Origin of the sequence: Streptomyces sp. SS7 (assembly GCF_037993025.1) — a bacterium.
Lineage (GTDB): Bacteria > Actinomycetota > Actinomycetes > Streptomycetales > Streptomycetaceae > Streptomyces.
In genome coordinates, this window is the sequence record NZ_CP141223.1 from 4,955,071 (window position 1) to 4,977,181 (window position 22,111).

A 22,111-nucleotide genomic window follows, 5' to 3' on the forward strand; every position below is an offset into this window, starting at 1 on the left:
GCCTTCTCCTTTACGGGGGCGTTCGGCACTTCATCCAATGATGCCGTTCCCAGCGCTTGACTGACGCTCCTTTAGATGCCGGGATGCGAGAGCCCAGCGCATCCCGGTATCTCCAGTCAAGAGGCTAGAAGGATCCTGATCGGCTGAATGTCTGGATAATTCAGGGCCCTGTTCAGATATTTCAAGGCGTGACAGGGAATAAAACTCGACGGCGAGGCAGACATGCTCAAATTTTTCCACACATTGCAACGCCGCATGGACACGCTGATGCCACCTCGCTGGCAGTACGTGTCCGGCATTGTCCTAGGCGGTTTCGGCTACGCGGTGTCTGGCCTATCACAGGGCGACTCCACCGCCGCCCTCATAGCGGAGTCCGCAGCCGGACTCCTCGTCGGCGGACTGGTGGTAGCAGGCCTCCGTTATCTCGGACGAGAAAGATAGCCCCACCTCTAGGTGCCCCGCGGGCTGTATCGGCTCGCGGGGCATTCCGGTCACTGCGATTTTCCGCCAAGGTTCGCGGATGGCCAGCCCGCTGTCTGGCCGAGGCTCCGCCGGCGTCATCGAGTGAACCGTTCACGCATGCATGTGTGGAATTGGCACTCACGCAGGTAGGTCGACGCCACGGATTCCGCAACAGCAGCACGCGACGAGGTCTGGCAATGACGGTGCGGCCTCTCGGCATTGGGTGGTGCTCTGGAACGACTGGCCGCTCCCTTGGACGGCCAGTCCGCCATCCAGGCAGTGCTGGCTGCCCACCCTTCTTTCCTATCCCTGACGTCGATGCCCGGCGTCGGTGTCAAAGCCGCCGCAGTCCTCCTGGTCACCGTCGGCGAGGGCAGATTGAATGGAATATACATGACAAGCCAGACAAAGCGTACGTCGCGTGCGATGTTCTCTTCGGGCCTGACTGTTTTCGCGCTGGGCATTACAGCGTCCGCTCTGTACGGGCACAAGGATGGCGAGCACCTGTTCTTCTGCTCCGCCATAGTCCTCGCGATCGCCTGGCTAATCGAACGGAGATCTGATGACTGACTGTCTGAGTAAGGTGTTCCGATTCACGGACCTCCTTCCGGGAGGCGAGCTGCCGACGAGCCGGACTCAGCGGTTCGCTGCGCGATATCTATTCGCTGCCGGACTCCTTGCGAGTCTCATTTCGTTTGGATTCGGCATGCTGATTTCCGACCGCGACGGCGGAGCAGCAAGTTGCCTGTATCCTCTCTTTTTCGGAACTATCATGGGATGCGTCTTCGTCGCAACCAGCTTCGGAGAGCGCAAGCGCCAGGCGCGGCTGGAGCGGGCTGGTCACTGATCCAGCGAACGGCCCGTGGAGCGAGAAGGAATAGGCGCGGGTGGAAGCACTCGTACCGGAGATGACGGCGTTCGCAACTCACGTCTACGAGGAAGAGCCGGGCACCCTGCCGCACCGGGTCGAGTTCAGCCACCGCGTCGGCGTCGAGACGCTGCTGAGCCGACTGCGAGACATGGGCAAGCCCTATCCTCTGACCGGCGGCGGCATCGCGCTCAAGTGGCGCGATATGAGTGACCCCTACCTCAAGCGGCAGCAGGAGATCCAAGACCGCGGTGAAGCCTGAGCCACCTTGATCGAACGACTGCAGAACGGCGCTGAGGTCACCGCTACCGCCCAATGGGCCGAGCAGATCGAGGTGATCTTTGATTCGGTTCGTGAGGGGCGGCACTTCCTGAATCGCCCTGTCTCAACGGGCGCTTGGCCGCATACCCGGCGTCATACTCCGCCGATCCGCCGAGCTGCCGCCCGGGTCACTTCCTCGGGTGTGAAATCGTCGAACAGCCGGCTCAGGGCGCAGGCCAGCCTCGCGCGTCGTGTGGAGCGGTCCCGGGCCAGTGCCCGGGCAATGGCCGCCTTGAGGTACATCTCCGGTGTCTGTCCCGCTTCGGCCGCGAGGTGTTGAAGGCGTTCGGCGGTTTCCGGCTCCATCGGGATGCTCATGAGGTAGCTGCCGTCGACACCCGGGAACAGTCCGCAGAGCACGTCGACGGGCAGTGCGTCTCCCAGCCGTTTCCAGATCTTTCGTACGGCTCTGGGCTCGCTCTTCGCGGACACGAGGACCACCAGGCGGCTGCCGTCACCGGAGGCCGCCATGGCAAGACGGCTTCGCTGCTGTGCGGCCCTCAACTCAACCGCGCCCACGGCGCGAGTCAGGACGATCTCGATGACGTACATGGACACTGTGCTTCTCCTGTCCCTGGGCTCACTCGAGGGAGACCAACCCGTCGGGCAGCCATCCCTCCCAGTAACCGTCGATGAGGTCGAGCAGCACGCGCGGCTCCACCCGCACGTTCGCCTCCCGCAGTTCGGTCGTGGTCCACCACCGCGCGCCCGGCGACAGCAGGACGCGGACGTCACAGGGCCAGACGCCCGCCGCGGGGGCCGCCAGCACGAAGTACTCCTCGCACCGGCGCTCCTCGGAGGCGGGAAGGCGTCCGGTGACGGAGGCGATCCGCACTGCGGGCAGCCGCAGTTCACGCCGGAGGTGGTGCGCCGCCGCCCGGCGGAAGGACTCGCCCAGCCGTATCGAGCGCCTGGGAACGCTCCAGGTAACCGGGGGTACGGCGCGGTCGGGTACCAGCAGAAAGCTGCGTGCGGCCGGGTCGATGACGACGGGACGGACGCATGCGGCTGCCGGGAGGGCTGGGCTGATCACATAGGCCACTCTGCCCGCATGTTATTGGAATGGCATGCCGATGTGTTCCATACGGGTGTGTCAGGGCAGGATCCGGCGTGCATGTAACAGCGAACTGGACGCGATGTGAGTGCGAAAGCGACGTCGCATCCAGTTCACTGGATGGCGAGGAAGATCTGACCGGACCGAGCGGTGGCGGTCCGCACTCGTGGGCGGTGTGAACGCGCAGGAGTCCGGCTCGGCACCGTTCGGCCCGGCCAGGTGCGGATGACGGGTGAGGGGAGGAGCAGGGTGTGGCCCGACCGGCTCGCCGTGGGAGACCGGGTCCGGTTCGACGGGCAGGTGTGCACGGTGACCGGCGTGCGCGGCGGGCACGTCGCGTTGCTGGACGGACTCGGCGCCACCGAGCAGGTCGATGTGGTCTTCCTGGTGTCTTCGGAGGGCTTCGAGTTCCTGGGGCGGGGAGCAGGGCCGCCTCCTGAGCAGTCGGCGCCGCCCCTGCCGGCATCCGCGCTGGAGCGTGCACGCTGGTGGCGGCGGCACGTCACCGAGGTGCTCGACGGCGTGCCGTACGACGCCCCGGCCGGCACCGAGCCGCTCCCGGCCTACGATCCGTCGCACCGCACCTTGACCGAGCGCGAGGAAGCCAAGGCACGGGAGTTGGCCGACCTGGGCGTGCGCGGCGCATCCGCGCGGACGGTGCGGCGCAAGCGACAGCGGTATCAGCAGCAGGGCCTGGCCGGGCTCGCCGACGGGAGGGCCGGCCGGCATATGACCGACGAGGCCCGGCTGGACCCCCGAGTGCGGGCGACGGTGTGGGAGGTGCTCGCCGCGCAATTGTCAGGAGCCCCCCTGACGGCCGGACACTTGCACGATCAGGTGCTGGCCCGGCTGGCCGGGCCCATCTCGGCGGGTGAGCTGCCCAGGCCGTCCCGGGCTGCCGTCCGGCGGCTCGCCGCCGAGATGCTTGCCGGCGAGGGGAAGCGACGGCTGCGCCAGGTGAGCGACGTGGCCGTGGGCGAGCGTGTTCATCTGGAGTCGGTCGAGTTGCCGCTGCCATCCAGCGGGGCGGTCCCAAGGGGGCGTCTCCGGCTGCTGGTCGCTCTGGACGAGGCGACCGGACTCGTACTGACCGCCGTCGTCCACACCGGGTATCAACCGCCACTGCACGCGACGCTGCTCGCCCGGATGCTCGCCCCCGTCGGGGTGCCCACGGACTGGGGCGCCCTCCTGTCCGGACCACTGTGTCGCACGGACCGGCGACCCACGTCCTCACTGATCGTCCGCCCGGACAGCCTCGTTGTCGACGGGGGCCACGCGCCCAGCCTGCGGGCACTGCGCCCGGCCTGCGTCCATCTGGGCATCCACGTGCGCTACGCACAGCGTCTGCGGCCCACGGCCCGCCGGTGTGTGGAGCGCATGCTGGACCACTTCGTCTCTCTCTTCACCGACCATCTGCTCTCCGCCGCCGGGCGAGCCGCGCACGAGGCGGGATGGCCACCCGAGATGGTGCAGGACCTGCTCGACGTATGGGTGGCCCGAGTATGGCCGGACACCCCAGCGCCGACGGCCTTCTCAGTCGGAGCGCACACGCCGCGCACCCGTCACGAGACACTGACCGCCTCGGCGGGGTGGACACCGACACCGTTGCCCCCGCACGGTTTGGCGGAACTTCTGAGCGTGGCCTGGAGAGTGGTCGGAGGCCGGGGACTGCGGCTCAGCGGGCAGACCTACAACTCCTCGGCCCTGGATCCCTTGCGTTCCCGGTCATCCTCGGACAACGGCCGCAGGTTCGAGGTCCGCTGGGATCCGTATGACCTCCGCCGTGTGTGGCTGCGGTCGGCGGACAACGCGTGGATCACGGTTCCCACCGTGTCACCCACTGCCCGGCCGGCCGTCCGGACCGTCCTGCGCCACGCGCCGCTCGAACACACGGAGGTCTACGCCGCCGTCCCCCGGCAGCAGCCGGATTCGGCCGCGGACGCGAGCGCGCACTCGCCTGTCTCCTGGACCGGGGCGTCCTGTCGCGAGCGGGTGGCCCCGTGGTTCCCGCTTTCGGACCAGGAGGACGGCTCACATCCGGCACCAAACGATCCCCGCGTGGCCTATCACGCCGGGCTCCGGCTGCGCGTGCCGGACGTCGTGTCCGCCGCGCAGCGTATCGAGGAGTTGCTGGACCTCAACCGGTACGGGACAGGCGCCCGCCACGGAGTGCTGCTGCACGGGGTGTCCGGTACCGGCAAAACCACGGCCCTGCTGGAAGCGGCACGCCGCTACACCGCCCAACTGCCCGGCACTGCCTCGGAGAAGCCAGGCAGCTCGGCCGGGCCGGTGGTCTACGTCCGGCTGCCACCCGCCACCTCACCGCGCCTGCTTCTGGCCGAACTCGCACGCGCTCTCGGCATCCCACTGCGCGGCTCGCCGACGACCGCCGACCTTGCGGCCCGGGTGAGCGAGGCACTGGCAACCGCCCGGACCGGCCTCGTCCTGGTGGACGAGGTCCAGCACCTTCGCAGCCCGGGCTGGTCGGACACCGCAGTGGCCGAGATTCTGGACTACCTCTGCGACCGCATCCCGGCGACGTTCGCCTTTGCCGGTATCGGCAGCCCCGAGTCCCTCGCCACGGCGGTGACGCACACACCGCACCGCCGACTGCTGTCGGTACGCCTGGAGCTTCTGCCCGACGGCGAGGTCTGGCAGGAGGCCATCAACCGGTTCGAAGACGCGCTGCGTCTGCACGCGCACGAGCCAGGCACCCTGACCGCCCAGGCCGCCTATCTCCACCAGCGCACCGGCGGAAACGTGGGCCGGCTGGCCCTTCTCCTGCGCACCGGAGCCGTCCGCGCCATCCGCGGAGGCACCGAACAACTGACCCTCCCCCTGCTTTCCGGGTTGCCTCTTCCCAGCCCCTCGTGAAGACCTTTCCGAGAGCCGTAAATACCATCCACAAAAGCGAAGCACGAACATACAGACGATAAATGAGCGCTCTATCAGGGTTGCAGCCACCAAAAAGCCAGCTGGTCCCCCAAAGGCCAGACGGCCAACTGGCTTTGCCCCTACCTTGATGGCCATGACGTACCAGGAGACTTTTCCGAGTCCCCCACCTGAAGGGGACGAAGCGGAACATGTGGTCCGTCAGTACGAATCGCTGATCGAGAAGTCCCAAGCGGCCATCGGAAGGCTGAGTACGGCGCTGCGTGAGGAAACCGAGAAGTGTGAGGCGCTGATCGCTCACCGCGATGAGGCGCGAGGCCTGGTGGGAATGCAGTCCCGCTTGCGGAGCATGCATGAACGGGCCAGACAGCACGGCATCTTCACCGGCCAGCCCACCCCACCGGTGACGCTGCACATCGTCCCGGAACCTCTGGACCGCGAACAGTCCTCGTCGGAAAGCGAGCCGCATGCGTCCGCTGAACCGGCACTGGCACCGACGGATGCGGGCCATCTGCCGGCCGCCCTCACGATCCGGAGCAGCCGACAGCAGGAAATCCTGAACGTCATCGCCGCGCGCCCGGATCTTCCCTGGGGCAGTGAGGACATCGCCAAAGTCCTGGGCATTCCCAAAGAGGACCCCCGGGGCCGCAAGAGGCTGCGCAACCGTCTTCGGGCTCTGACGCTGATCGGCGCCCTGGAACGCGTCACACGCGAGGACGACCGGCACGTCTACTACCGTCCACGAATGAACTGGAAGTTCGACTGACCATCCCACCCACGACAAGCGATAAGCGCACTGCTGTTTTATGACCGCCGCCGCATGTAGCGATCCAGGAGGCAACCTGGATCCGCGGCGACGGTCGTGACCGTACAGGCCGTTTCCGACACTACCCGGCACCGCCCGAGCGTGTTCGGCATTCGGTCATTTTTCCCTGCCTCTTTCCCGAGGAACCGAATGCCCATGCGAATTCACTTCGGTGGATTGCCCGGCTCACGGCCGGGCCACAGGTCCACTTCCAGCGCCTTCTCCAGGTTCGCGATCGTCAGCAGGTCGCACCACACCGCGCCGTCCAGCACCTGGGCGACCGTCATGCGGGACACGCCACTACGGCGGGACACCTCTGCGACGGACCAGCCCTTCTCGCCGATCACCTTGCGCAGCCTTGCCGCCACCTCCTGCGCCACGCGGGCGCCGTGGTGGTCATCGAGCACGGCGTGCGGCCACGCGCCGTCGGTCACGTACTCGGCAGGGCTGCGTCGTCGCTTGTCTCCTCGTGGCACAGCGAAGAGTGTCGCCCATCCGGCCCTCCCGGGATGACAGCGTCCGCCAACTCCACCGCATGCTATTCCAAACACACCCCCTCCCGGGGTTCTTTCCTGGTGGAGAGTCACGATGGACGCGATCGAGCGCTACCGGCCCAACCTGCCGGGGCCTGTCTGGGCCCGTATCGGCCCCGACTGCCGCCGCGCCGTCGCCAAGGCCGGGCCGGCCACGCCCAAGGAGGCCCGCGACTGGCTCGGCGCCCTGGCTCACGCCGCCGCTCACGCCGATGCCTGCGGGCGCCCCACCAAGGCCGAGCACCTGCTCACCCCGGAGGCGATCGAGTGGTACCTGGCCACCGGCTGCCTGCACCTGCAGGAGCCCTCCCGCTCCAACCGCCGCTGCCGCCTCAACAAACTGCGCCGCGCCCTGCTCGGCCCCGACCTGATCACCGGCACCCCCGCCGCCTACTCCGGCTCGGACGCCTCCCGCCCCTACACCCAGCCGGAACAGGCCCAGCTGTACGCCTCCGCCCGCGCCCAGCCCACCGACGAACTCCGTAACGGCCTCCTGACGCTGCTCGCCCTCGGCTTCGGCTGCGCCCTGGACTCGCCCGAGATCATCCCGCTGCGCACCCACGACGTCCGCGAGGCGCCCAACGGCGCCGTCGCCGTCGCTGTCCGCGGACAGCGCGCCCGGGTGGTGCTGTGCCGCACCGCCTGGGCCCCGGTCCTCACCGAGGCCACTGCCTGGGCCTCCCGCCCCGGTCAGGCCCGCTATCTCTTCCGCCCCAGCAGCCACGCTCGCGGCACCAACACGGTCACCAACTTCCTCGCCCGCACCAATAAGCCGCCGGTAACGCCTCTGCTGGTCATAGGCCGGGCCCGTGCCACCTGGCTCGTCGACGCCATCGAAGCCCGCATGCACCTGCCCACCCTGATGGCCGCCGCAGGCCTGACCACCCTGCGCTCCATCGACCGGGTCCTGCCCCACGTCCGCAACCTCTCGCCCGACCAGGCCGCCGCCGCGCTCAAGGAGTTCTGACCATGACCAGCCGCCTCGCACGCCACAGCCGTATCGCCCGCCTACGCTCCCAGCGCGCACTCGTTCCCGACCTGGAAGTCGCCGAGATCCGGGCGGAAGTGGCCGGCTCCGGCCTGATCGAGGAGATCGAGCCGCTCGTCGCCCGCCGCACCGGCTGCCCCTGCAAGCTCCCTGTCGAGGCCTTGCTGGTCGGTATGAGCCTTGCCTCCGCCCGCAATGGCGGTGTCGTGACGTTCACCGCCGTCACCGATCTGCTGTTCTTCTCCCTCTCCGAGCCGATGCGCGAGCAGCTCGGCCTGCGCCGCTACCCCGACCACGACCGCGGCTTCGAAGCCGCCTACGCCACCGTCCGCCGCCGCCTGCACAGCATCCTCGGAGCGATCGACCCGTCCCCGCTGCCCAAGAACCACCGCCTGGCCCGCCGCCATGCCGAGAAGCTCATGGCCAAAGCCGACCCGGACGAGCTCGCCCGCAAGCGCACTCTCATGATCAAGCTGGCCAACCTGATCCTGGCCATGTCCCTGCGGGAGGCGATGCCACTCCTGGAAGACCGCTGGAACGGCTCGGTCTGCGTCGACGCCACCGTCATCGGCACCTACGCCAAGGGGCTCGCCCCGAACAGCCCCGTCACCGCCACCGACCCCGACGCCGCCTGGTACGTGCGCACCGCCAAGCACAAGGACCCCCTCGCTCTGGACGACCTCGCTCCCGACCGGCAGGACAAGACGGGCGCCAGGCTCCTGAAGAAGGCGGAACGCATCAAGAAGAGCCTGTTCGGCTACGACGCCTCCCTCGTCATCGCCCGCGACCCCAGCCGCAACGGCGTCCCGCTGCCTGACGGCTCCGCCGACCCCGACGTCGTCCCGGCCCTGGTCATCGCCTTCTCCGTCGACAAGCCCAGCCACCGCCCCGGCCACGTCGCCGTCGAGGCTCTCCAGCAGATCGACGACAGCCTCCCGCGCGGCTACCTGGCGGGCGACCGCGCCTACAACGACCAGAAACCCGAGAACTTCCAGCTCCCCATCCGCGCCATGGGTTACGAGCCCGTCTACGACTACGCAAAAGACCAGCTCGGCGTCCAGGCCGGCTTCGCCGGCGCCGAACTCGTCGAGGGCAACTGGTACTGCCCCTCCATGCCCCAGGAGCTCAAGGAAGCCACCAAGGACCTGATCAACGAGCGGATCGACAAGCAGACCTGGATCAACCGCATCCGCGCCCGGGCCGCCTACGTCTTCATGCCCAAGCAGCGGCCCGACGCCGAAGGCCACCGCCGTCTGATGTGCCCCGCCGAGGCCAACTGGACCCAGTGCCCTCTCAAGGCCTACACCCTCGGCCGCGGCATCCACCTGCCCCTCGTCGACCCCGCCCCCAGCCCCGCGGGCTCGCCTCCCTGCTGCAGCCAGAAGACAGTCACCGTCCCACCGGAAGCCGGCGCCGGCCTCTGGCAGCCCCTCCAGTACGGCTCCGAAGCCTGGCAGCGCGTGTACTTCCGGCTGCGCAACAGCGTCGAAGGCATCAACGGCTACGCCAAGGACCCCCTCTACGAGCGCCTCGAAGACGCCGGCACCCGCCGGATCCGCGGCATCGCCGCCCAGACGCTCCTGCTGGCCTTCCAGCTCGCCCACGCCAACCGCCGCAAGCTCAGGGCCTGGGCCGACTCGATCGCTCTCCACGACGACCGACCGCGCCGCCGGCCCACCCGCCGTCGCAAGACCAAGCCCCTGGGCACCTGGACTCCCAAGGGCTACGTCACCCAGCCCTGAAGCCTGAGACCTTCATCACAAGCCACCCGTAGCCCACCCCAACGCCACCGAAGATCCACACCCAAAAACCGGACCGCCGACGGCACCCAGCCGTCGGCGGTCCACGTGTTTCTGCCCACACAAAGCGGAACGGGCGGCATCGTGATCACGATGCCGCCCGTTCCGTCGGTGTGTCAGGAGCACTTTCGTCGGTGCTCCCTGGTGCGCGAGGGGGGAGTTGAACCCCCACGCCCTTGCGGGCACTGGAACCTGAATCCAGCGCGTCTGCCTATTCCGCCACCCGCGCATTGGGTGTGTCCTGGGGCTTCGGGCTTTTCGTCCCGGCGCCTTCCGACATGCAGAACATTAGCACGGTGACCAGGGTGCGTTCACATCCCTTATCCGGGGCACAGGTCCCGTGGGAGGCCGACGGCAACCTCCTGCGTCTCGGCGGTGACTGGTTCACGTATCAACCTCGTACCTATGGCGTCCGTCTCCCCGGGAGCCGGAGCAGGTCCACAGTCGGGTGCGGGACACTGGTCCTCGGCCGCCTCTACGATCCTGGGCAGAACCGGTACGGAAGCAGGTACGGAGACAGGTGAGGACGAGGGCGTCGACACCCGTCGACGGGGCCGACAGGGGGAACCAGCCGATTCACCGGCGCGTGGATACGATCAGTAAGCAGTACCAGGTAGGCAGCAGGACACGGGACGCAGGTCACGACGGAGGAGGTGCCCCATGGGAGTCCTGAAGAAGTTCGAGCAGCGTCTCGAGGGTCTGGTCAACGGCACCTTCGCCAAGGTCTTCAAGTCCGAGGTCCAGCCCGTGGAGATCGCCGGAGCGCTCCAACGCGAGTGCGACAACAACGCGACGATCTGGAACCGCGACCGGACCGTCGTCCCCAACGACTTCATCGTGGAGCTCAGCGCGCCGGACCACGAGCGCCTCAGCCCCTACTCCGGCCAGCTCGGCGACGAGCTCGCCGGCATGGTGCGCGACTACGCCAAGCAGCAGCGCTACACCTTCATGGGACCGATCAAGGTCAACCTGGAGAAGGCGGACGACCTCGACACCGGCCTGTACCGGGTGCGCAGCCGTACGCTCGCCTCCTCCAGCAGCCAGGCCGCCACGGGCGCCCCCGGCGCCGGCCCCGCACAGCGGCCCGGCGGCTACGGCTACCCGCCCGCCGGCGGCACCGCCGCTCCCCCCATGCCGTCCTCGCCGCCACCGGCCGGCGGCTACGGCTATCCGCCCGCCGCCGGTGCCCAGCGCCCCGGCGCCGCGGGCGGCGGCCTCGCCGGCGCCCCCGCGCCCGGCTCGCGCACCCGCCACTGGGTCGAGATCAACGGCACCCGCCACCAGATCTCCCGCGGCACCCTCGTCCTGGGCCGCTCCACCGAGGCCGACGTGCGGATCGACGACCCCGGCGTGTCCCGCCGGCACTGCGAGATCCGGACCGGTTCGCCCTCGACGATCCAGGATCTCGGCTCCACCAACGGCATCGTGGTGGACGGCCAGCACACCACCCGCGCTACGCTCCGCGACGGCTCGCGGATCGTCGTGGGCAGCACCACCGTTATCTATAGGCAAGCCGAAGGGTGAAGCGGGGGCAATGTCAGAGCTGACCCTCACGGTCATGCGGCTGGGTTTCCTGGCCGTACTGTGGCTGTTCGTGATCGTGGCCGTCCAGGTCATCCGCAGCGACCTGTTCGGTACGCGCGTCACCCAGCGCGGCTCGCGACGGGAAGCGGGACGACCGCAACAGGCCCAGCGCCAGCAGGCGCCTCCGCAGCAGCGCCAGCAGCCCGCCGCGTCCGGCGGCCGCCGGGGCCGCAACGCCCCGACCAAGCTCGTCGTGTCCGAGGGCATCCTCACCGGCACGACCGTCGCGTTGCAGGGTCAGACCATCACCCTGGGCCGCGCGCACGACAGCACGATCGTGCTGGACGACGACTACGCCTCCAGCCGCCATGCCAGGATCTACCCGGACCGCGACGGCCAGTGGATCGTCGAGGACCTGGGCTCCACCAATGGCACGTACCTCGACCGAACGCGGTTGACGACCCCCACGCCGATTCCGCTGGGCGCGCCGATCCGTATCGGCAAGACCGTCATCGAGCTGCGGAAGTAGTGCTACATCATGACTGAGCGCGAGCGGAGCGAGCACGCCAGGACAGCCGGCACCCCGGTCCCGGGCGCGCTCCCGACCGGAGGGTGGGCAGTGTGGCTCGACACGACCGGCTGTACCCGGGGCCGACGGGCGAGGTGGGCATGAGTCTGTCACTGCGTTTCGCCGCCGGATCGCACAAGGGCATGATCCGCGAGGGCAACGAGGACTCCGGTTACGCCGGTCCCCGACTGCTCGCCATCGCCGACGGCATGGGCGGCGCCGCCGCCGGTGAGGTCGCCTCCTCCGAGGCCATCTCCACCATCGTCGCCCTCGACGACGACGTGCCCGGCTCCGACGTCCTCACCTCCCTCGGCACCGCGGTGCAGCGCGCCAACGACCAGCTGCGCTCCCTGGTCGAGGAGGACCCCCAGCTCGAAGGCATGGGGACCACCCTGACCGCCCTGCTGTGGACGGGCCAGCGCCTCGGTCTGGTGCACGTCGGCGACTCGCGCGCCTACCTGCTCCGGGACGGCGTACTGACCCAGATCACCCAGGACCACACCTGGGTGCAGCGGCTGGTGGACGAGGGCCGCATCACCGAGGAAGAGGCCACCACCCACCCCCAGCGCTCCCTGCTGATGCGGGCGCTCGGCAGCGGCGAGCACGTCGAACCCGATCTGTCGATCCGTGAGGTCCGGGCGGGCGACCGCTATCTGATCTGCTCCGACGGACTGTCCGGGGTGGTCTCCCACCAGACCCTCGAGGACACCCTCGCCAGCTACCAGGGCCCGCAGGAGACCGTGCAGGAGCTGATCCAGCTCGCGCTGCGCGGCGGCGGCCCCGACAACATCACCGTCATCGTCGCGGACGTCCTCGACCTGGACACGGGCGACACCCTCGCCGGCCAGCTCTCCGACACCCCGGTCGTGGTCGGCGCGGTCGCCGAGACCCAGCACCAGCTGCACGACAACGGCATCATGCAGACCCCGGCCGGCCGGGCCTCGAACCTCGGCCGCAGGCGCCACGCCGGCGGCGGCGGGGGCGGGGGCGGCGCGTTCGGTCCGCCCGGCTCGGGCGGCGACATCACCGGCTTCATCCCCACCGACGGCTTCGGGGAGTACACCGACGACGACTTCGTCAAGCCGCGCAAGGGCCGCAGGTGGCTGAAGAGATCCTTCTACAGCGTCCTCACCCTCGCCGTGATCGGCGGGGGTCTCTACGGCGGCTGGCGCTGGACGCAGACCCAGTACTACGTCGGCACCAACGGCGAACACCTCGCGCTGTACCGGGGCATCAGCCAGGACCTGGCCTGGGTCTCGCTCTCGAAGGTGGAGAAGGACCACCCCGAGATCGAACTCAAGTACCTCCCGGAGTACCAGCAGAAGCAGGTCCAGGCCACGATCCCCGAGGGCAGCCTGAACAGCGCCCAGAAGAAGATCGAGGAACTGTCGGTCCAGGCGTCGGCGTGCCGGAAGCAGACGCAGGCCGACGCGGCCAAGACCAAGGCCAGTTCCAAGACCGGCACCGGCCAGGCCGGCGGCGGCACGGGAACCACCCCCGTGTCCCTCACGTCCAAGGCTTCACCGAGCCCGACCCCGAACCCGAGCAAGCCGTCGGGTTCGTCGTCCCCGTCCCCGTCCGCGACCGCCAATCCCAGCCCCGGCCCCACTCTCTCGGAGGAAGAGCAGAAGGTCGTCTCGCGGTGCGGTGAGCAGTAGGCAAGCCGTGAGAGGCCCTGTCACATCATGAGCAGTACTACTAATTCGCCGACGCATCACACGTCCACGATCGGCTCGATCGGCACCCCGAGCCGGCGCAACACCGAGCTCGCGCTACTGGTGTTCGCCGTCGTGATCCCGGTCTTCGCCTACGCCAACGTGGGCCTCGCGATCAACGACCAGGTGCCGTCCGGCCTGCTGAGCTACGGCCTGGGCCTCGGCCTGCTGGCCGGCGTCGCCCATCTCGTCGTCCGCAGGTTCGCGCCGTACGCCGACCCGCTGCTGCTGCCGCTGGCCACCCTGCTGAACGGCCTCGGGCTCGTCGCCATCTGGAGACTCGACCAGTCGAAGCTGCTCCAGCAGATCAAGCAGGCGGGCACGGCCGCGCCCCGGCAGCTGATGTACACGGCGATGGGCATCGCGCTCTTCATCGTGGTGCTGATCTTCCTCAAGGACCACCGCGTCCTGCAGCGCTACACCTACATCTCCATGGTCGGCGCGCTGTTCCTGCTGCTCCTCCCGCTCGTCCCCGGTCTCGGCCAGAACATCTACGGCGCCAAGATCTGGATCTCGGTCGCCGGTTTCTCCATCCAGCCCGGCGAGTTCGCCAAGATCGTGCTCGCGATCTTCTTCGCCGGCTATCTGATGGTGAAGCGCGACGCGCTCGCCCTCGCCAGCCGCCGCGTCCTCGGCCTGTACCTGCCACGCGGCCGCGACCTCGGCCCGATCATCGTGGTCTGGCTGATCTCGATCCTGATCCTGGTCTTCGAGACGGACCTCGGCACCTCGCTGCTGTTCTTCGGAATGTTCGTCATCATGCTGTACGTCGCCACCGAGCGGACCAGCTGGATCGTCTTCGGTCTGCTGATGTCGGCGGCCGGCGCGGTCGGCGTGGCCCAGTTCGAGAGCCACGTCCAGCAGCGTGTCCAGGCCTGGCTCGACCCGATGAACGAGTACAAGCTCTCCCAGGCGGGCCAGATCGGCCACTCCGAGCAGGCCATGCAGGCGCTGTGGGCGTTCGGCTCCGGCGGCACCCTCGGCACCGGCTGGGGCCAGGGCCACTCCGAGCTGATCAAGTTCGCGGCCAACTCAGACTTCATCCTCGCCACGTTCGGCGAGGAGCTGGGCCTCGCCGGCATCATGGCGCTGCTCCTGCTGTACGGCCTGATCGTGGAACGCGGTGTGCGCACCGCCCTCGCCGCCCGCGACCCGTTCGGCAAGCTGCTCGCCATCGGCCTCTCCGGCGCCTTCGCGCTCCAGGTGTTCGTCGTCGCCGGCGGTGTGATGGGCCTCATCCCGCTCACCGGTATGACGATGCCCTTCCTGGCGTACGGCGGTTCGTCCGTCATCGCCAACTGGGCCCTGATCGGCATCCTGATCCGGATCAGCGACACCGCGCGGCGTCCCGCCCCGGCCCCCGCCTCCAACCCCGACGCCGAGATGACCCAGGTGGTCCGCCCGTCATGAACAAGCCCCTGCGCCGGATCGCGATCTTCTGCGGCCTGCTCGTGCTGACCCTGCTGCTGCGGGACAACTACCTGCAGTACGTCAAGGCGGACAGCCTGGCGAGCGACACCAAGAACCGCCGCGTCAACATCACGCGCTACTCCACGCCGCGCGGAGACATCATCGTCGACGGCAAGGCCATCACCGGCTCCGTCGAGACCACCGGCGACTACAAGTACAAGCGCACCTGGAAGGACGGCGCCATGTGGGCGCCGGTCACCGGCTACTCCTCGCAGGCCTTCGGCGCCAACCAGCTGGAGAAGCTCGAGGACGGCATCCTCTCCGGCAACGACGACCGGCTCTTCTTCCGCAACACCCTGGACATGATCACGGGCAAGGAGAAGGAGGGCGGCAGCGTCGTCACCACCCTCAACGCCGCCGCCCAGAAGGCCGCCTACAAGGGCCTCGGCGACAAGAAGGGCGCCGTCGCCGCGATCGAGCCGTCCACCGGCAAGATCCTGGCCCTGGTCTCCACGCCGTCGTACGACCCCTCCAAGTTCGCCGGGTCCTCCAACAAGGACCAGGAGGCCTGGGAGGCCGTCCAGAAGAAGAACGACCCCGACGAGCCGATGCTCAACCGCGCGCTGCGCGAGACCTACCCGCCGGGCTCCACGTTCAAGGTGGTCACGGCCGCGGCGGCGCTGGAGAACGGCGAGGTCGACGGGATCGACGACAAGACCGACACCCCTGACCCGTTCCCGCTGCCGGAGTCCTCCAGCAAGCTGACCAACGAGCACGGGGCCTGCAAGAACGCCTCCCTGCGGTACGCGCTCATGGTGTCCTGCAACACCGTCTTCGCGAAGATGGCCGACAACGTCGGCAACGCGAAGATGATCGAGCAGGCGGAGAAGTTCGGCTTCAACGAGACCGAGCTGGACACTCCGGTGCGCGCCGCCGAGAGCGTCTACCCCAAGGACAACCGGCCGCAGAACGCCCAGGACGGCATCGGCCAGGCCTCCAACCGCGCCACCCCGCTCCAGATGGCCATGGTCGCCTCGGCGGTCGCCAACGACGGCAAGCTGATGAGGCCGTACATGGTCGACGAGCTCAAGGCGCCGAACCTGGACACCCTGGAGACGACCGAGCCCCAGCAGCTGTCCCAGGCGGTTTCCGCGGAGACCGCGCAGAAGCTGCAGGACATGATGGTGACGGTCGTCAACGACCCGCAGGGCACCGGTGGCAAGGCCAAGATCTCCGGCGTCACCGTCGGTGGCAAGACCGGTACCGCCCAGCACGGCCTGAACAACAGCGAGAAGCCGTACGCCTGGTTCATCTCGTACGCGAAACTGTCCGACGGCAGCACGCCGGTGGCCGTCGCGGTCGTCGTCGAGGACGGCGCGGCCAACCGTGAGGACATCACCGGTGGCGGTCTCGCCGGTCCGATCGCGAGGGACGTGATGAAGGCTGTCATCGACAGCAAGAAGTGACCCCCATCACGTTGCCTGCACATCGGTGCACGTTGCGATACCGGTCCTGCATCGGGTGACGGGCTTGGCCAGGTCACGCACCGCCGTCCGGGTACGGTATGCCCGGACGGCAGCCTTCGACCGCACATGTGTGCCGGTCGGGACCGACGGAGAGGGCTGGTAGGTAGCTATGGAAGAGCCGCGTCGCCTCGGCGGCCGGTACGAGCTGGGCCATGTGCTCGGTCGTGGTGGCATGGCGGAGGTCTATTTCGCGCACGACACCCGCCTCGGCCGCGCCGTGGCGGTGAAGACGCTGCGCGTGGACCTCGCGCGCGACCCTTCCTTCCAGGCCCGGTTCCGCCGGGAGGCCCAGTCGGCCGCCTCGCTCAACCACCCCGCGATCGTCGCGGTCTACGACACCGGCGAGGACTACATCGACGGGGTCTCGATCCCGTACATCGTCATGGAGTACGTCGAGGGCTCCACGCTCCGTGAGCTCCTCCACTCCGGCCGCAAGCTGCTGCCGGAGCGGACGCTGGAGATGACCATCGGCATCCTCCAGGGCCTGGAGTACGCGCACAGAAGCGGCATCGTGCACCGGGACATCAAGCCGGCCAACGTCATGCTCACGCGCAACGGCCAGGTCAAGGTCATGGACTTCGGCATCGCCCGTGCGATGGGCGACTCCGGGATGACGATGACGCAGACCGCGGCCGTCATCGGCACCGCCCAGTACCTCTCGCCGGAGCAGGCGAAGGGCGAGCAGGTCGACGCCCGCTCGGACCTGTACTCGACGGGTTGCCTGCTGTACGAGCTGTTGACGGTACGGCCGCCCTTCGTGGGCGACTCCCCGGTGGCCGTCGCCTACCAGCACGTCCGTGAGGAGCCGCAGCCCCCGTCGGTCTTCGACCCCGAGATCACCCCCGAGATGGACGCGATCGTCCTGAAGGCGCTGGTCAAGGACCCGAACTACCGCTACCAGTCGGCCGACCAGATGCGCGCGGACATCGAGGCCTGCCTCGACGGCCAGCCGGTCTCGGCCACGGCGGCGATGGGCTCCGTGGGCTACGGCTACGGCGACGACCAGGCCACCACGGCCCTGCGCTCCGCCGACGGCGGCGCCACCTCGATGCTGCCGCCGATGAACCCGGACGACGGGGGCTACGGCTTCGGCACCTACGACGACCGCCCGGACCGCCGCCGCCAGAAGAAGTCGAACACCTCGACGATCCTGCTGGTGGTGGCCGCGGTCCTGGTGCTGGTGGGCGCGATCCTGATCGGGAAGTACGCGTTCGACGGCAAGGCGCAGGACAAGCCGTTCGCCGTCCCCAATTTCGTGAACCATACGCAGGCCGAGGCCAGGACGATGGCCGGGAACGTCGACCTGAAACTGGTCTTCGCGGAAAAACCCTGCGAGAGCACCACCAAGGGCAACGTCTGTTCGCAGGACCCGGCGTTCGGGAAGAACGTGAACAAGGGCGACACCGTCAACCTCGTGGTGTCGACGGGCGCGCCCAAGGTCGCGGTGCCCAGTGTCCTCGGCAAGAGCCTCGACGAAGCCAAGTCGATCCTCGAGGACGACAAGTACGGCTTCGACGTGAAGACCAAGGAGGAGATCTCCACCGAGGAGGCCGGCACCGTCCTCGAGCAGGACCCGAAGCTCGGCGCAGAGGTGGAGAAGGGCACCACCATCACCCTCACCATCGCCAAGGCCGAGGAGAAGGCGACCGTTCCCGACGTCTCCGGCCAGAGCTGTGACGCCGCCAAGAACCAGATGCAGGCCAACAACCTGACCGGCAACTGCGTCGAGGTCGACACCCAGGACCAGAACCAGGTCGGCAAGGTCATCTCGACCAGCCCGTCCATCGGGTCCCAGGTCGACAAGGGCTCCACGGTGACGATCCAGATCGGCAAGAGCAGCCAGACCCAGGTGCCGTCCGACCTCCAGGGCCTGAGCCTGAGGGACGCCAAGCAGAAGCTCGCGGACGCGGGCTTGAACGTGGGCCAGATCTCCGGCTCCCAGGACGACAACGCCCAGGTCATCGGCTCCGACCCGAGCCCCGGCAGCACGGTCAACCGCGGCACCACGGTCAACCTGATCGCCGTACAGACCGGGAACAACAACGGCGGCAACAACGGCGGCTTCTTCGGCGGCGGCAACGGTTAGCCACTGAGCCCGCACGGCCCTGCGGCGAGGGGCCCGGTACTCGGATCGGACGAGTACCGGGCCCCTCGCCGTGCCGCCGGGACGGTCAGCCGTTCAGTTCCTTCGGCGGAGTGCGCTCGGCGTCGACCTTCTGGACCCGCTCCAGTTCGCCCCACACCACGTAGCGGTAGCGCGAGGTGTAGACCGGGGTGCAGGTCGTCAGGGTGATGTAGTGGCCGGCCTTCTTCTTGCCGGACTCCTCGGGGATGCGGCCGAGCACCTCGACGTTGTACTTCGAGGTCTCGGGGAGGATCGCGTAGACCTTGTAGACGTACCAGTCGTCCCGCGTCTCGAAGACGATCGGGTCGCCCTTCCTGAGCTTGTCGATGTTGTGGAACTTCGCGCCGTGGCCGTCCCGGTGTGCGGCGAGGGTGAAGTTGCCCTCCTTGCCGCTGGTGGGGAGGACGGCCTTGACGGGGTCGGTGTAGTAGCCGGCCACGCCCTCGTTGAGGACGTCCGTCGAGGTGCCCTTCTCGACCAGGACCTCGCCGTTCCGCATGGCGGGCACGTGCAGGAAGCCGATGCCGTCCTTGGTGTCGAGCACGCCCGGCCCGGTGTCCTGCCGGGCCCAGTGGTCGCGGACCTTGTCGGCCTGTTTGTCGGCGTGCCGGTCGGCGACGACGTTCGTCCACCAGAGGGAGTAGACGACGAACAGGCCGAGGACCAGGCCCGCCGTGATGAGGAGTTCACCGAGGACGCTGACGGCGAGGGCGATCCGCCCCCGCCCGGGCGGCCCCGCCGATGAGTCCGATGAGTCCGTCTCCGGATCCCGTACCTGCTCGGTGTCGCCGGTGGTCGCTGCCACGTTCATCTGCCCCTACTCGACTAGCGCATCCGGCTTGCCCTTGCTGCGCGGCCGTTCCTCGACCATCTTGCCCCAGACGATCAACCGGTACTTGCTGGTGAACTCCGGCGTACAGGTGGTGAGGGTGATGTACCGGCCCGGACCGGTGAATCCGGACTGCGGCGGTACGGCGTCGAGGACGCTGGTGTTGCTGGGCGAGGTGACGGGCAGCGACGACGTCATCTTGTAGACGAAGTACTCGTCCTGCGTCTCCACGACGATGTCGTCGCCCTGCTGGAGCCGATTGATGTAGCGGAATGGCTCACCGTGCGTGTTGCGGTGGCCGGCGAGCCCGAAGTTGCCGCTCTTGTCCTCGGGCATGGCCGTCTTCAGCGCGCCCTCGCCGTAGTGCCCGACCATGCCCTTGTCGAGCACCTTCTTGTTGCTGACGCCCTCCGCGATCGGCACGACCACGTCCAGCTTGGGGATGTGGAGGATCGCGAAGCCCTGCCCGGGGGAGAAGGTGCCCGGGTTGCGCTTGCCGTTGGCCCAGTCGTCCTGGAGGCTGTTCGCCTCCTTGCTGGCCTGGGCGTGCGCCCGCACGTTCGTCCACCAGAGCTGGTAGCTGACGAAGAGCAGCATCAGCACGCCCGTGGTGATGAACACCTCGCCGACCGCCCGGCTGGCGACGACCGCGGCGCTGGGCTTGCGCGCCTTGGCCTGCCGGCGGGCCTCCACCCGCGACAGCGGCCGCTCGTCCTGCGAGGGCGCGATCGCCAGGTCGTCCGCGTCGAGCACTCCCGCGGCGGAGCCGCCCTGACGGCCGTGACGGCCCTTGGCTGCCTTTCTGCGGGCCGCTCGGCCCCCTGCAGGGGTTCCGGGGGCAGGAGGGGCCGCTGTGGCGCCAGAGGTGCCTGTGGCGTCCCGGAAGGGGTCGACCCCTGGCGGTGGCTCGGGTATCCGCAGCGCCACCGTCTCCTCGTCGATGGGCGGAAGCTGCTGGGTGAACGCCTCCGCGCCCCCCGCCGCGCCGCTCCTCGGTTCGGCAGCCTGGGCCGGCTTCCGTCGCCGCCCGGTGCCGGGCCGCGGATCGCCGGCGTACGGCTGGGCACCCGGCGGCCGCTCCCCCGCATACGCATCCACGCCGAAGGACTCGTACGGCGCGGTGCCGTACGAGTCCTCACGCTCGGGGCGCAGCGCGGTCACGCCGTGGCCCTGCCCACCACCGGGGCGAGCCCCGCCGACCTCGCCACCGCGCCCTGGTCACCGCACTCCACCAGCCAGTTGGCCAGCATCCGGTGGCCGTGCTCGGTCAGCACCGACTCCGGGTGGAACTGGACGCCCTCGACCGGCAGTTCCCGGTGGCGCAGCCCCATGACGATCCCGTCGTGGGTGCGGGCGGTGACCTCCAGCTCGGCCGGGACGGTGGCCGGCTCGGCGGCGAGCGAGTGGTAGCGGGTCGCGGTGAACGGGGTGGGCAGTCCGCTGAAGACGCCCTTGCCCCCGTGTTCCACCAGCGAGGTCTTTCCGTGCAGCAGCTCGGGCGCACGGTCGACGACACCGCCGTACGCCACCTGCATCGACTGCATGCCCAGACAGACCCCGAAGACGGGGACACCGGTGGCCGCGCAGTGGCGGACCATCTCGATGCAGACGCCGGCCTCCTCGGGCGTGCCGGGGCCGGGGGAGAGCAGAACGCCGTCGAAGCCGTCCTGGGCGTGGGCCGTGGAGACCTCGTCGTTGCGCAGGACCTCGCACTCGGCGCCCAGTTGGTACAGGTACTGGACGAGATTGAAGACGAAGCTGTCGTAGTTGTCGACGACGAGAATGCGCGCGCTCACTGGTTGTCCACCGTCACATCGTTGAAGGGAAGCAGCGGTTCGGCCCACGGGAAGACGTACTGGAACAGGGCATAGACGACAGCGAGGACCAGCACGATCGAGATCAGCGCCCTCACCCACGCGTTTCCCGGCAGATGCCGCCAGATCCAGCCGTACATGCCGTCCCTTCCGTCGCACCACGGCACCTGACTCACGCCGTACGCCACCAGACTAACGGCGCAGGGCCTTGGGTTCGCCTGCCTCCACAGGCTGTGTGGAGTCGAGGTGCGCCCAGACGATCAGCCGATGACTGTGCCCCCATTCCGGATCGCACGTGGTCAGCGTCAGATACCGGCCCGGACGCGTATACCCCGACTTACGTGGCACAGCGTCGATCACCTCGACGTCGGAGGGCACGGTTTTGTAGGGGCCTTTGTCGATCCGATACGTGAACCAGGTCGTGCCGTCGGTGAGCACCACCGCGTCCCCGCGCCGCAGCTCGGGGAAGTCCTTGAAGGGGTCGCCGTAGGTGCGGCGGTGGCCCGCGACGGAGAAGTTCCCGGGCTGTCCGAGGCGTGCCGTGCCGGTGTAGTGGCCCAGCCCCTTCTTCAGGGTGCCGGTCCCGGTGCCTTCGAGGACGGGCTTGTTCCACGTGAAACCGAGGCGCGGGATGTACATGACCGCGAAGGGCTGTCCGCCGCGGTACGGCGCCGGCGGCGCGGGGCTGCTCGCCCGGGGGGCCGGCGGCCGGGTCGCCCACTGGTGGTGCAGGTCGTCGATCTGGTCACCCATGGCCCGGTCGGCCCGCACGCCGGTCCAGAAGAGCACATAGGCCACGAAGAGCACGATGAGGGCGCCGACGGTGATGCACAGCTCGCTGAACGCCCTGACGATCACCCGTAACGACACAGGCGCTC

19 protein-coding genes and 1 tRNA gene are annotated in these 22,111 nt (G+C 68.7%); 11 read left to right on the forward strand and 9 right to left on the reverse strand.

Features of this window, described 5'->3' with window-relative positions; genetic code table 11:
- Positions 1 to 1,349 precede the first annotated feature (1,349 nt).
- Complete coding sequence (locus U5640_RS22870; RefSeq protein WP_340377635.1) at positions 1,350 to 1,592, forward strand: hypothetical protein; 243 nt, start codon at positions 1,350 to 1,352, stop codon at positions 1,590 to 1,592.
- A gap of 152 nt (positions 1,593 to 1,744) precedes the next feature.
- On the opposite strand, the gene U5640_RS22875 is transcribed toward U5640_RS22870, so the two are convergent.
- Both U5640_RS22875 and U5640_RS22880 read right to left on the reverse strand, forming a co-directional pair.
- Complete coding sequence (locus U5640_RS22875; RefSeq protein WP_340377636.1) at positions 1,745 to 2,203, reverse strand: hypothetical protein; 459 nt, start codon at positions 2,201 to 2,203, stop codon at positions 1,745 to 1,747.
- Positions 2,204 to 2,231: 28 nt separating this feature from the next.
- Positions 2,232 to 2,684: a hypothetical protein gene (locus U5640_RS22880; protein WP_340377637.1), complete on the reverse strand. Its 453-nt coding sequence runs from the start codon at positions 2,682 to 2,684 to the stop codon at positions 2,232 to 2,234.
- 246 nt (positions 2,685 to 2,930) lie between these two features.
- Between U5640_RS22880 and U5640_RS22885 the strand changes: the two genes are divergently transcribed.
- Positions 2,931 to 5,579, forward strand: a complete 2,649-nt coding sequence (locus U5640_RS22885; protein WP_340377638.1) for an AAA family ATPase — start codon at positions 2,931 to 2,933, stop codon at positions 5,577 to 5,579.
- 154 nt (positions 5,580 to 5,733) lie between these two features.
- Complete coding sequence (locus U5640_RS22890; protein ID WP_340377639.1) at positions 5,734 to 6,363, forward strand: hypothetical protein; 630 nt, start codon at positions 5,734 to 5,736, stop codon at positions 6,361 to 6,363.
- A 203-nt stretch (positions 6,364 to 6,566) separates the two neighbouring features.
- Here the strand turns inward: U5640_RS22890 and U5640_RS22895 are convergent, their stop codons facing one another.
- Positions 6,567 to 6,878 carry a helix-turn-helix transcriptional regulator gene (locus U5640_RS22895; protein ID WP_340377640.1) on the reverse strand — a complete coding sequence of 104 codons (312 nt, stop codon included), beginning with the start codon at positions 6,876 to 6,878 and terminating at the stop codon, positions 6,567 to 6,569.
- A 112-nt stretch (positions 6,879 to 6,990) separates the two neighbouring features.
- Here U5640_RS22895 and U5640_RS22900 point away from each other — a divergent pair, with 112 nt between their 5' ends.
- Positions 6,991 to 7,902 (forward strand): hypothetical protein, encoded by a 912-nt coding sequence (locus tag U5640_RS22900; protein ID WP_340377641.1) that lies wholly within the window; start codon positions 6,991 to 6,993, stop codon positions 7,900 to 7,902.
- A 2-nt stretch (positions 7,903 to 7,904) separates the two neighbouring features.
- Positions 7,905 to 9,665: a hypothetical protein gene (locus U5640_RS22905; RefSeq protein WP_340377642.1), complete on the forward strand. Its 1,761-nt coding sequence runs from the start codon at positions 7,905 to 7,907 to the stop codon at positions 9,663 to 9,665.
- Between the two features lie 199 nt (positions 9,666 to 9,864).
- Here the strand turns inward: U5640_RS22905 and U5640_RS22910 are convergent.
- A tRNA-Leu gene (locus U5640_RS22910) sits at positions 9,865 to 9,951 on the reverse strand.
- 431 nt (positions 9,952 to 10,382) lie between these two features.
- Between U5640_RS22910 and U5640_RS22915 the strand changes: the two genes are divergently transcribed.
- From U5640_RS22915 to pknB, 6 genes are all read left to right on the forward strand, one after another.
- Positions 10,383 to 11,246, forward strand: a complete 864-nt coding sequence (locus U5640_RS22915; protein WP_340377643.1) for a DUF3662 and FHA domain-containing protein — start codon at positions 10,383 to 10,385, stop codon at positions 11,244 to 11,246.
- 10 nt (positions 11,247 to 11,256) lie between these two features.
- Complete coding sequence (locus U5640_RS22920; RefSeq protein WP_055636209.1) at positions 11,257 to 11,775, forward strand: FHA domain-containing protein; 519 nt, start codon at positions 11,257 to 11,259, stop codon at positions 11,773 to 11,775.
- Positions 11,776 to 11,915: 140 nt separating this feature from the next.
- On the forward strand, positions 11,916 to 13,472 hold the full coding sequence (locus U5640_RS22925; protein ID WP_340377644.1) for a Stp1/IreP family PP2C-type Ser/Thr phosphatase: 1,557 nt from the start codon (positions 11,916 to 11,918) through the stop codon (positions 13,470 to 13,472).
- Positions 13,473 to 13,499: 27 nt separating this feature from the next.
- Complete coding sequence (locus U5640_RS22930) at positions 13,500 to 14,939, forward strand: FtsW/RodA/SpoVE family cell cycle protein (protein WP_340377645.1); 1,440 nt, start codon at positions 13,500 to 13,502, stop codon at positions 14,937 to 14,939.
- Entirely contained in the window at positions 14,936 to 16,405 is a 1,470-nt protein-coding gene (locus tag U5640_RS22935; RefSeq protein ID WP_340377646.1) for a penicillin-binding transpeptidase domain-containing protein, read from the forward strand. Before U5640_RS22930 ends, U5640_RS22935 begins: the two co-directional genes overlap by 4 nt.
- A 169-nt stretch (positions 16,406 to 16,574) precedes the next feature.
- A complete protein-coding gene (gene pknB, locus U5640_RS22940; RefSeq protein ID WP_340377647.1) occupies positions 16,575 to 18,551 on the forward strand; it encodes a Stk1 family PASTA domain-containing Ser/Thr kinase in 1,977 nt (658 codons plus the stop codon).
- An 85-nt stretch (positions 18,552 to 18,636) separates the two neighbouring features.
- Here the strand turns inward: pknB and U5640_RS22945 are convergent, their stop codons facing one another.
- From U5640_RS22945 to U5640_RS22965, 5 genes are read right to left on the reverse strand one after another with little or no spacing between them, the layout of a single operon-like run.
- Positions 18,637 to 19,401 carry a class E sortase gene (locus tag U5640_RS22945; RefSeq protein WP_340377648.1) on the reverse strand — a complete coding sequence of 255 codons (765 nt, stop codon included), beginning with the start codon at positions 19,399 to 19,401 and terminating at the stop codon, positions 18,637 to 18,639.
- Between the two features lie 6 nt (positions 19,402 to 19,407).
- Entirely contained in the window at positions 19,408 to 20,580 is a 1,173-nt protein-coding gene (locus U5640_RS22950; protein ID WP_340377649.1) for a class E sortase, read from the reverse strand.
- Positions 20,577 to 21,215 carry an aminodeoxychorismate/anthranilate synthase component II gene (locus tag U5640_RS22955; RefSeq protein ID WP_067255370.1) on the reverse strand — a complete coding sequence of 213 codons (639 nt, stop codon included), beginning with the start codon at positions 21,213 to 21,215 and terminating at the stop codon, positions 20,577 to 20,579. The genes U5640_RS22950 and U5640_RS22955 overlap by 4 nt, the downstream gene beginning before the upstream one ends.
- The gene (locus U5640_RS22960; protein WP_340377650.1) at positions 21,212 to 21,409 is read right to left on the reverse strand and encodes a hypothetical protein; all 198 of its coding nucleotides are present in this window, start codon (positions 21,407 to 21,409) and stop codon (positions 21,212 to 21,214) included. The genes U5640_RS22955 and U5640_RS22960 overlap by 4 nt, the downstream gene beginning before the upstream one ends.
- 16 nt (positions 21,410 to 21,425) lie before the next feature.
- On the reverse strand, positions 21,426 to 22,103 hold the full coding sequence (locus tag U5640_RS22965; RefSeq protein WP_340377651.1) for a class E sortase: 678 nt from the start codon (positions 22,101 to 22,103) through the stop codon (positions 21,426 to 21,428).
- Between the last annotated feature and the right edge of the window lie 8 nt (positions 22,104 to 22,111).

Bases quoted from the DNA above. Each gene is read 5' to 3' on its own strand.
- U5640_RS22915 (WP_340377643.1), top strand. From the start codon at position 10,383: ATGGGAGTCCTGAAGAAGTTCGAGCAGCGTCTCGAGGGTCTGGTCAAC.
- pknB (WP_340377647.1), top strand. From the start codon at position 16,575: ATGGAAGAGCCGCGTCGCCTCGGCGGCCGGTACGAGCTGGGCCATGTG.
- U5640_RS22945 (WP_340377648.1), bottom strand. From the start codon at position 19,401: ATGAACGTGGCAGCGACCACCGGCGACACCGAGCAGGTACGGGATCCG.
- U5640_RS22905 (WP_340377642.1), top strand. From the start codon at position 7,905: ATGACCAGCCGCCTCGCACGCCACAGCCGTATCGCCCGCCTACGCTCC.
- U5640_RS22925 (WP_340377644.1), top strand. From the start codon at position 11,916: ATGAGTCTGTCACTGCGTTTCGCCGCCGGATCGCACAAGGGCATGATC.
- U5640_RS22875 (WP_340377636.1), bottom strand. From the start codon at position 2,203: ATGTACGTCATCGAGATCGTCCTGACTCGCGCCGTGGGCGCGGTTGAG.
- U5640_RS22885 (WP_340377638.1), top strand. From the start codon at position 2,931: ATGACGGGTGAGGGGAGGAGCAGGGTGTGGCCCGACCGGCTCGCCGTG.
- U5640_RS22890 (WP_340377639.1), top strand. From the start codon at position 5,734: ATGACGTACCAGGAGACTTTTCCGAGTCCCCCACCTGAAGGGGACGAA.
- U5640_RS22935 (WP_340377646.1), top strand. From the start codon at position 14,936: ATGAACAAGCCCCTGCGCCGGATCGCGATCTTCTGCGGCCTGCTCGTG.
- U5640_RS22930 (WP_340377645.1), top strand. From the start codon at position 13,500: ATGAGCAGTACTACTAATTCGCCGACGCATCACACGTCCACGATCGGC.
- U5640_RS22920 (WP_055636209.1), top strand. From the start codon at position 11,257: ATGTCAGAGCTGACCCTCACGGTCATGCGGCTGGGTTTCCTGGCCGTA.
- U5640_RS22900 (WP_340377641.1), top strand. From the start codon at position 6,991: ATGGACGCGATCGAGCGCTACCGGCCCAACCTGCCGGGGCCTGTCTGG.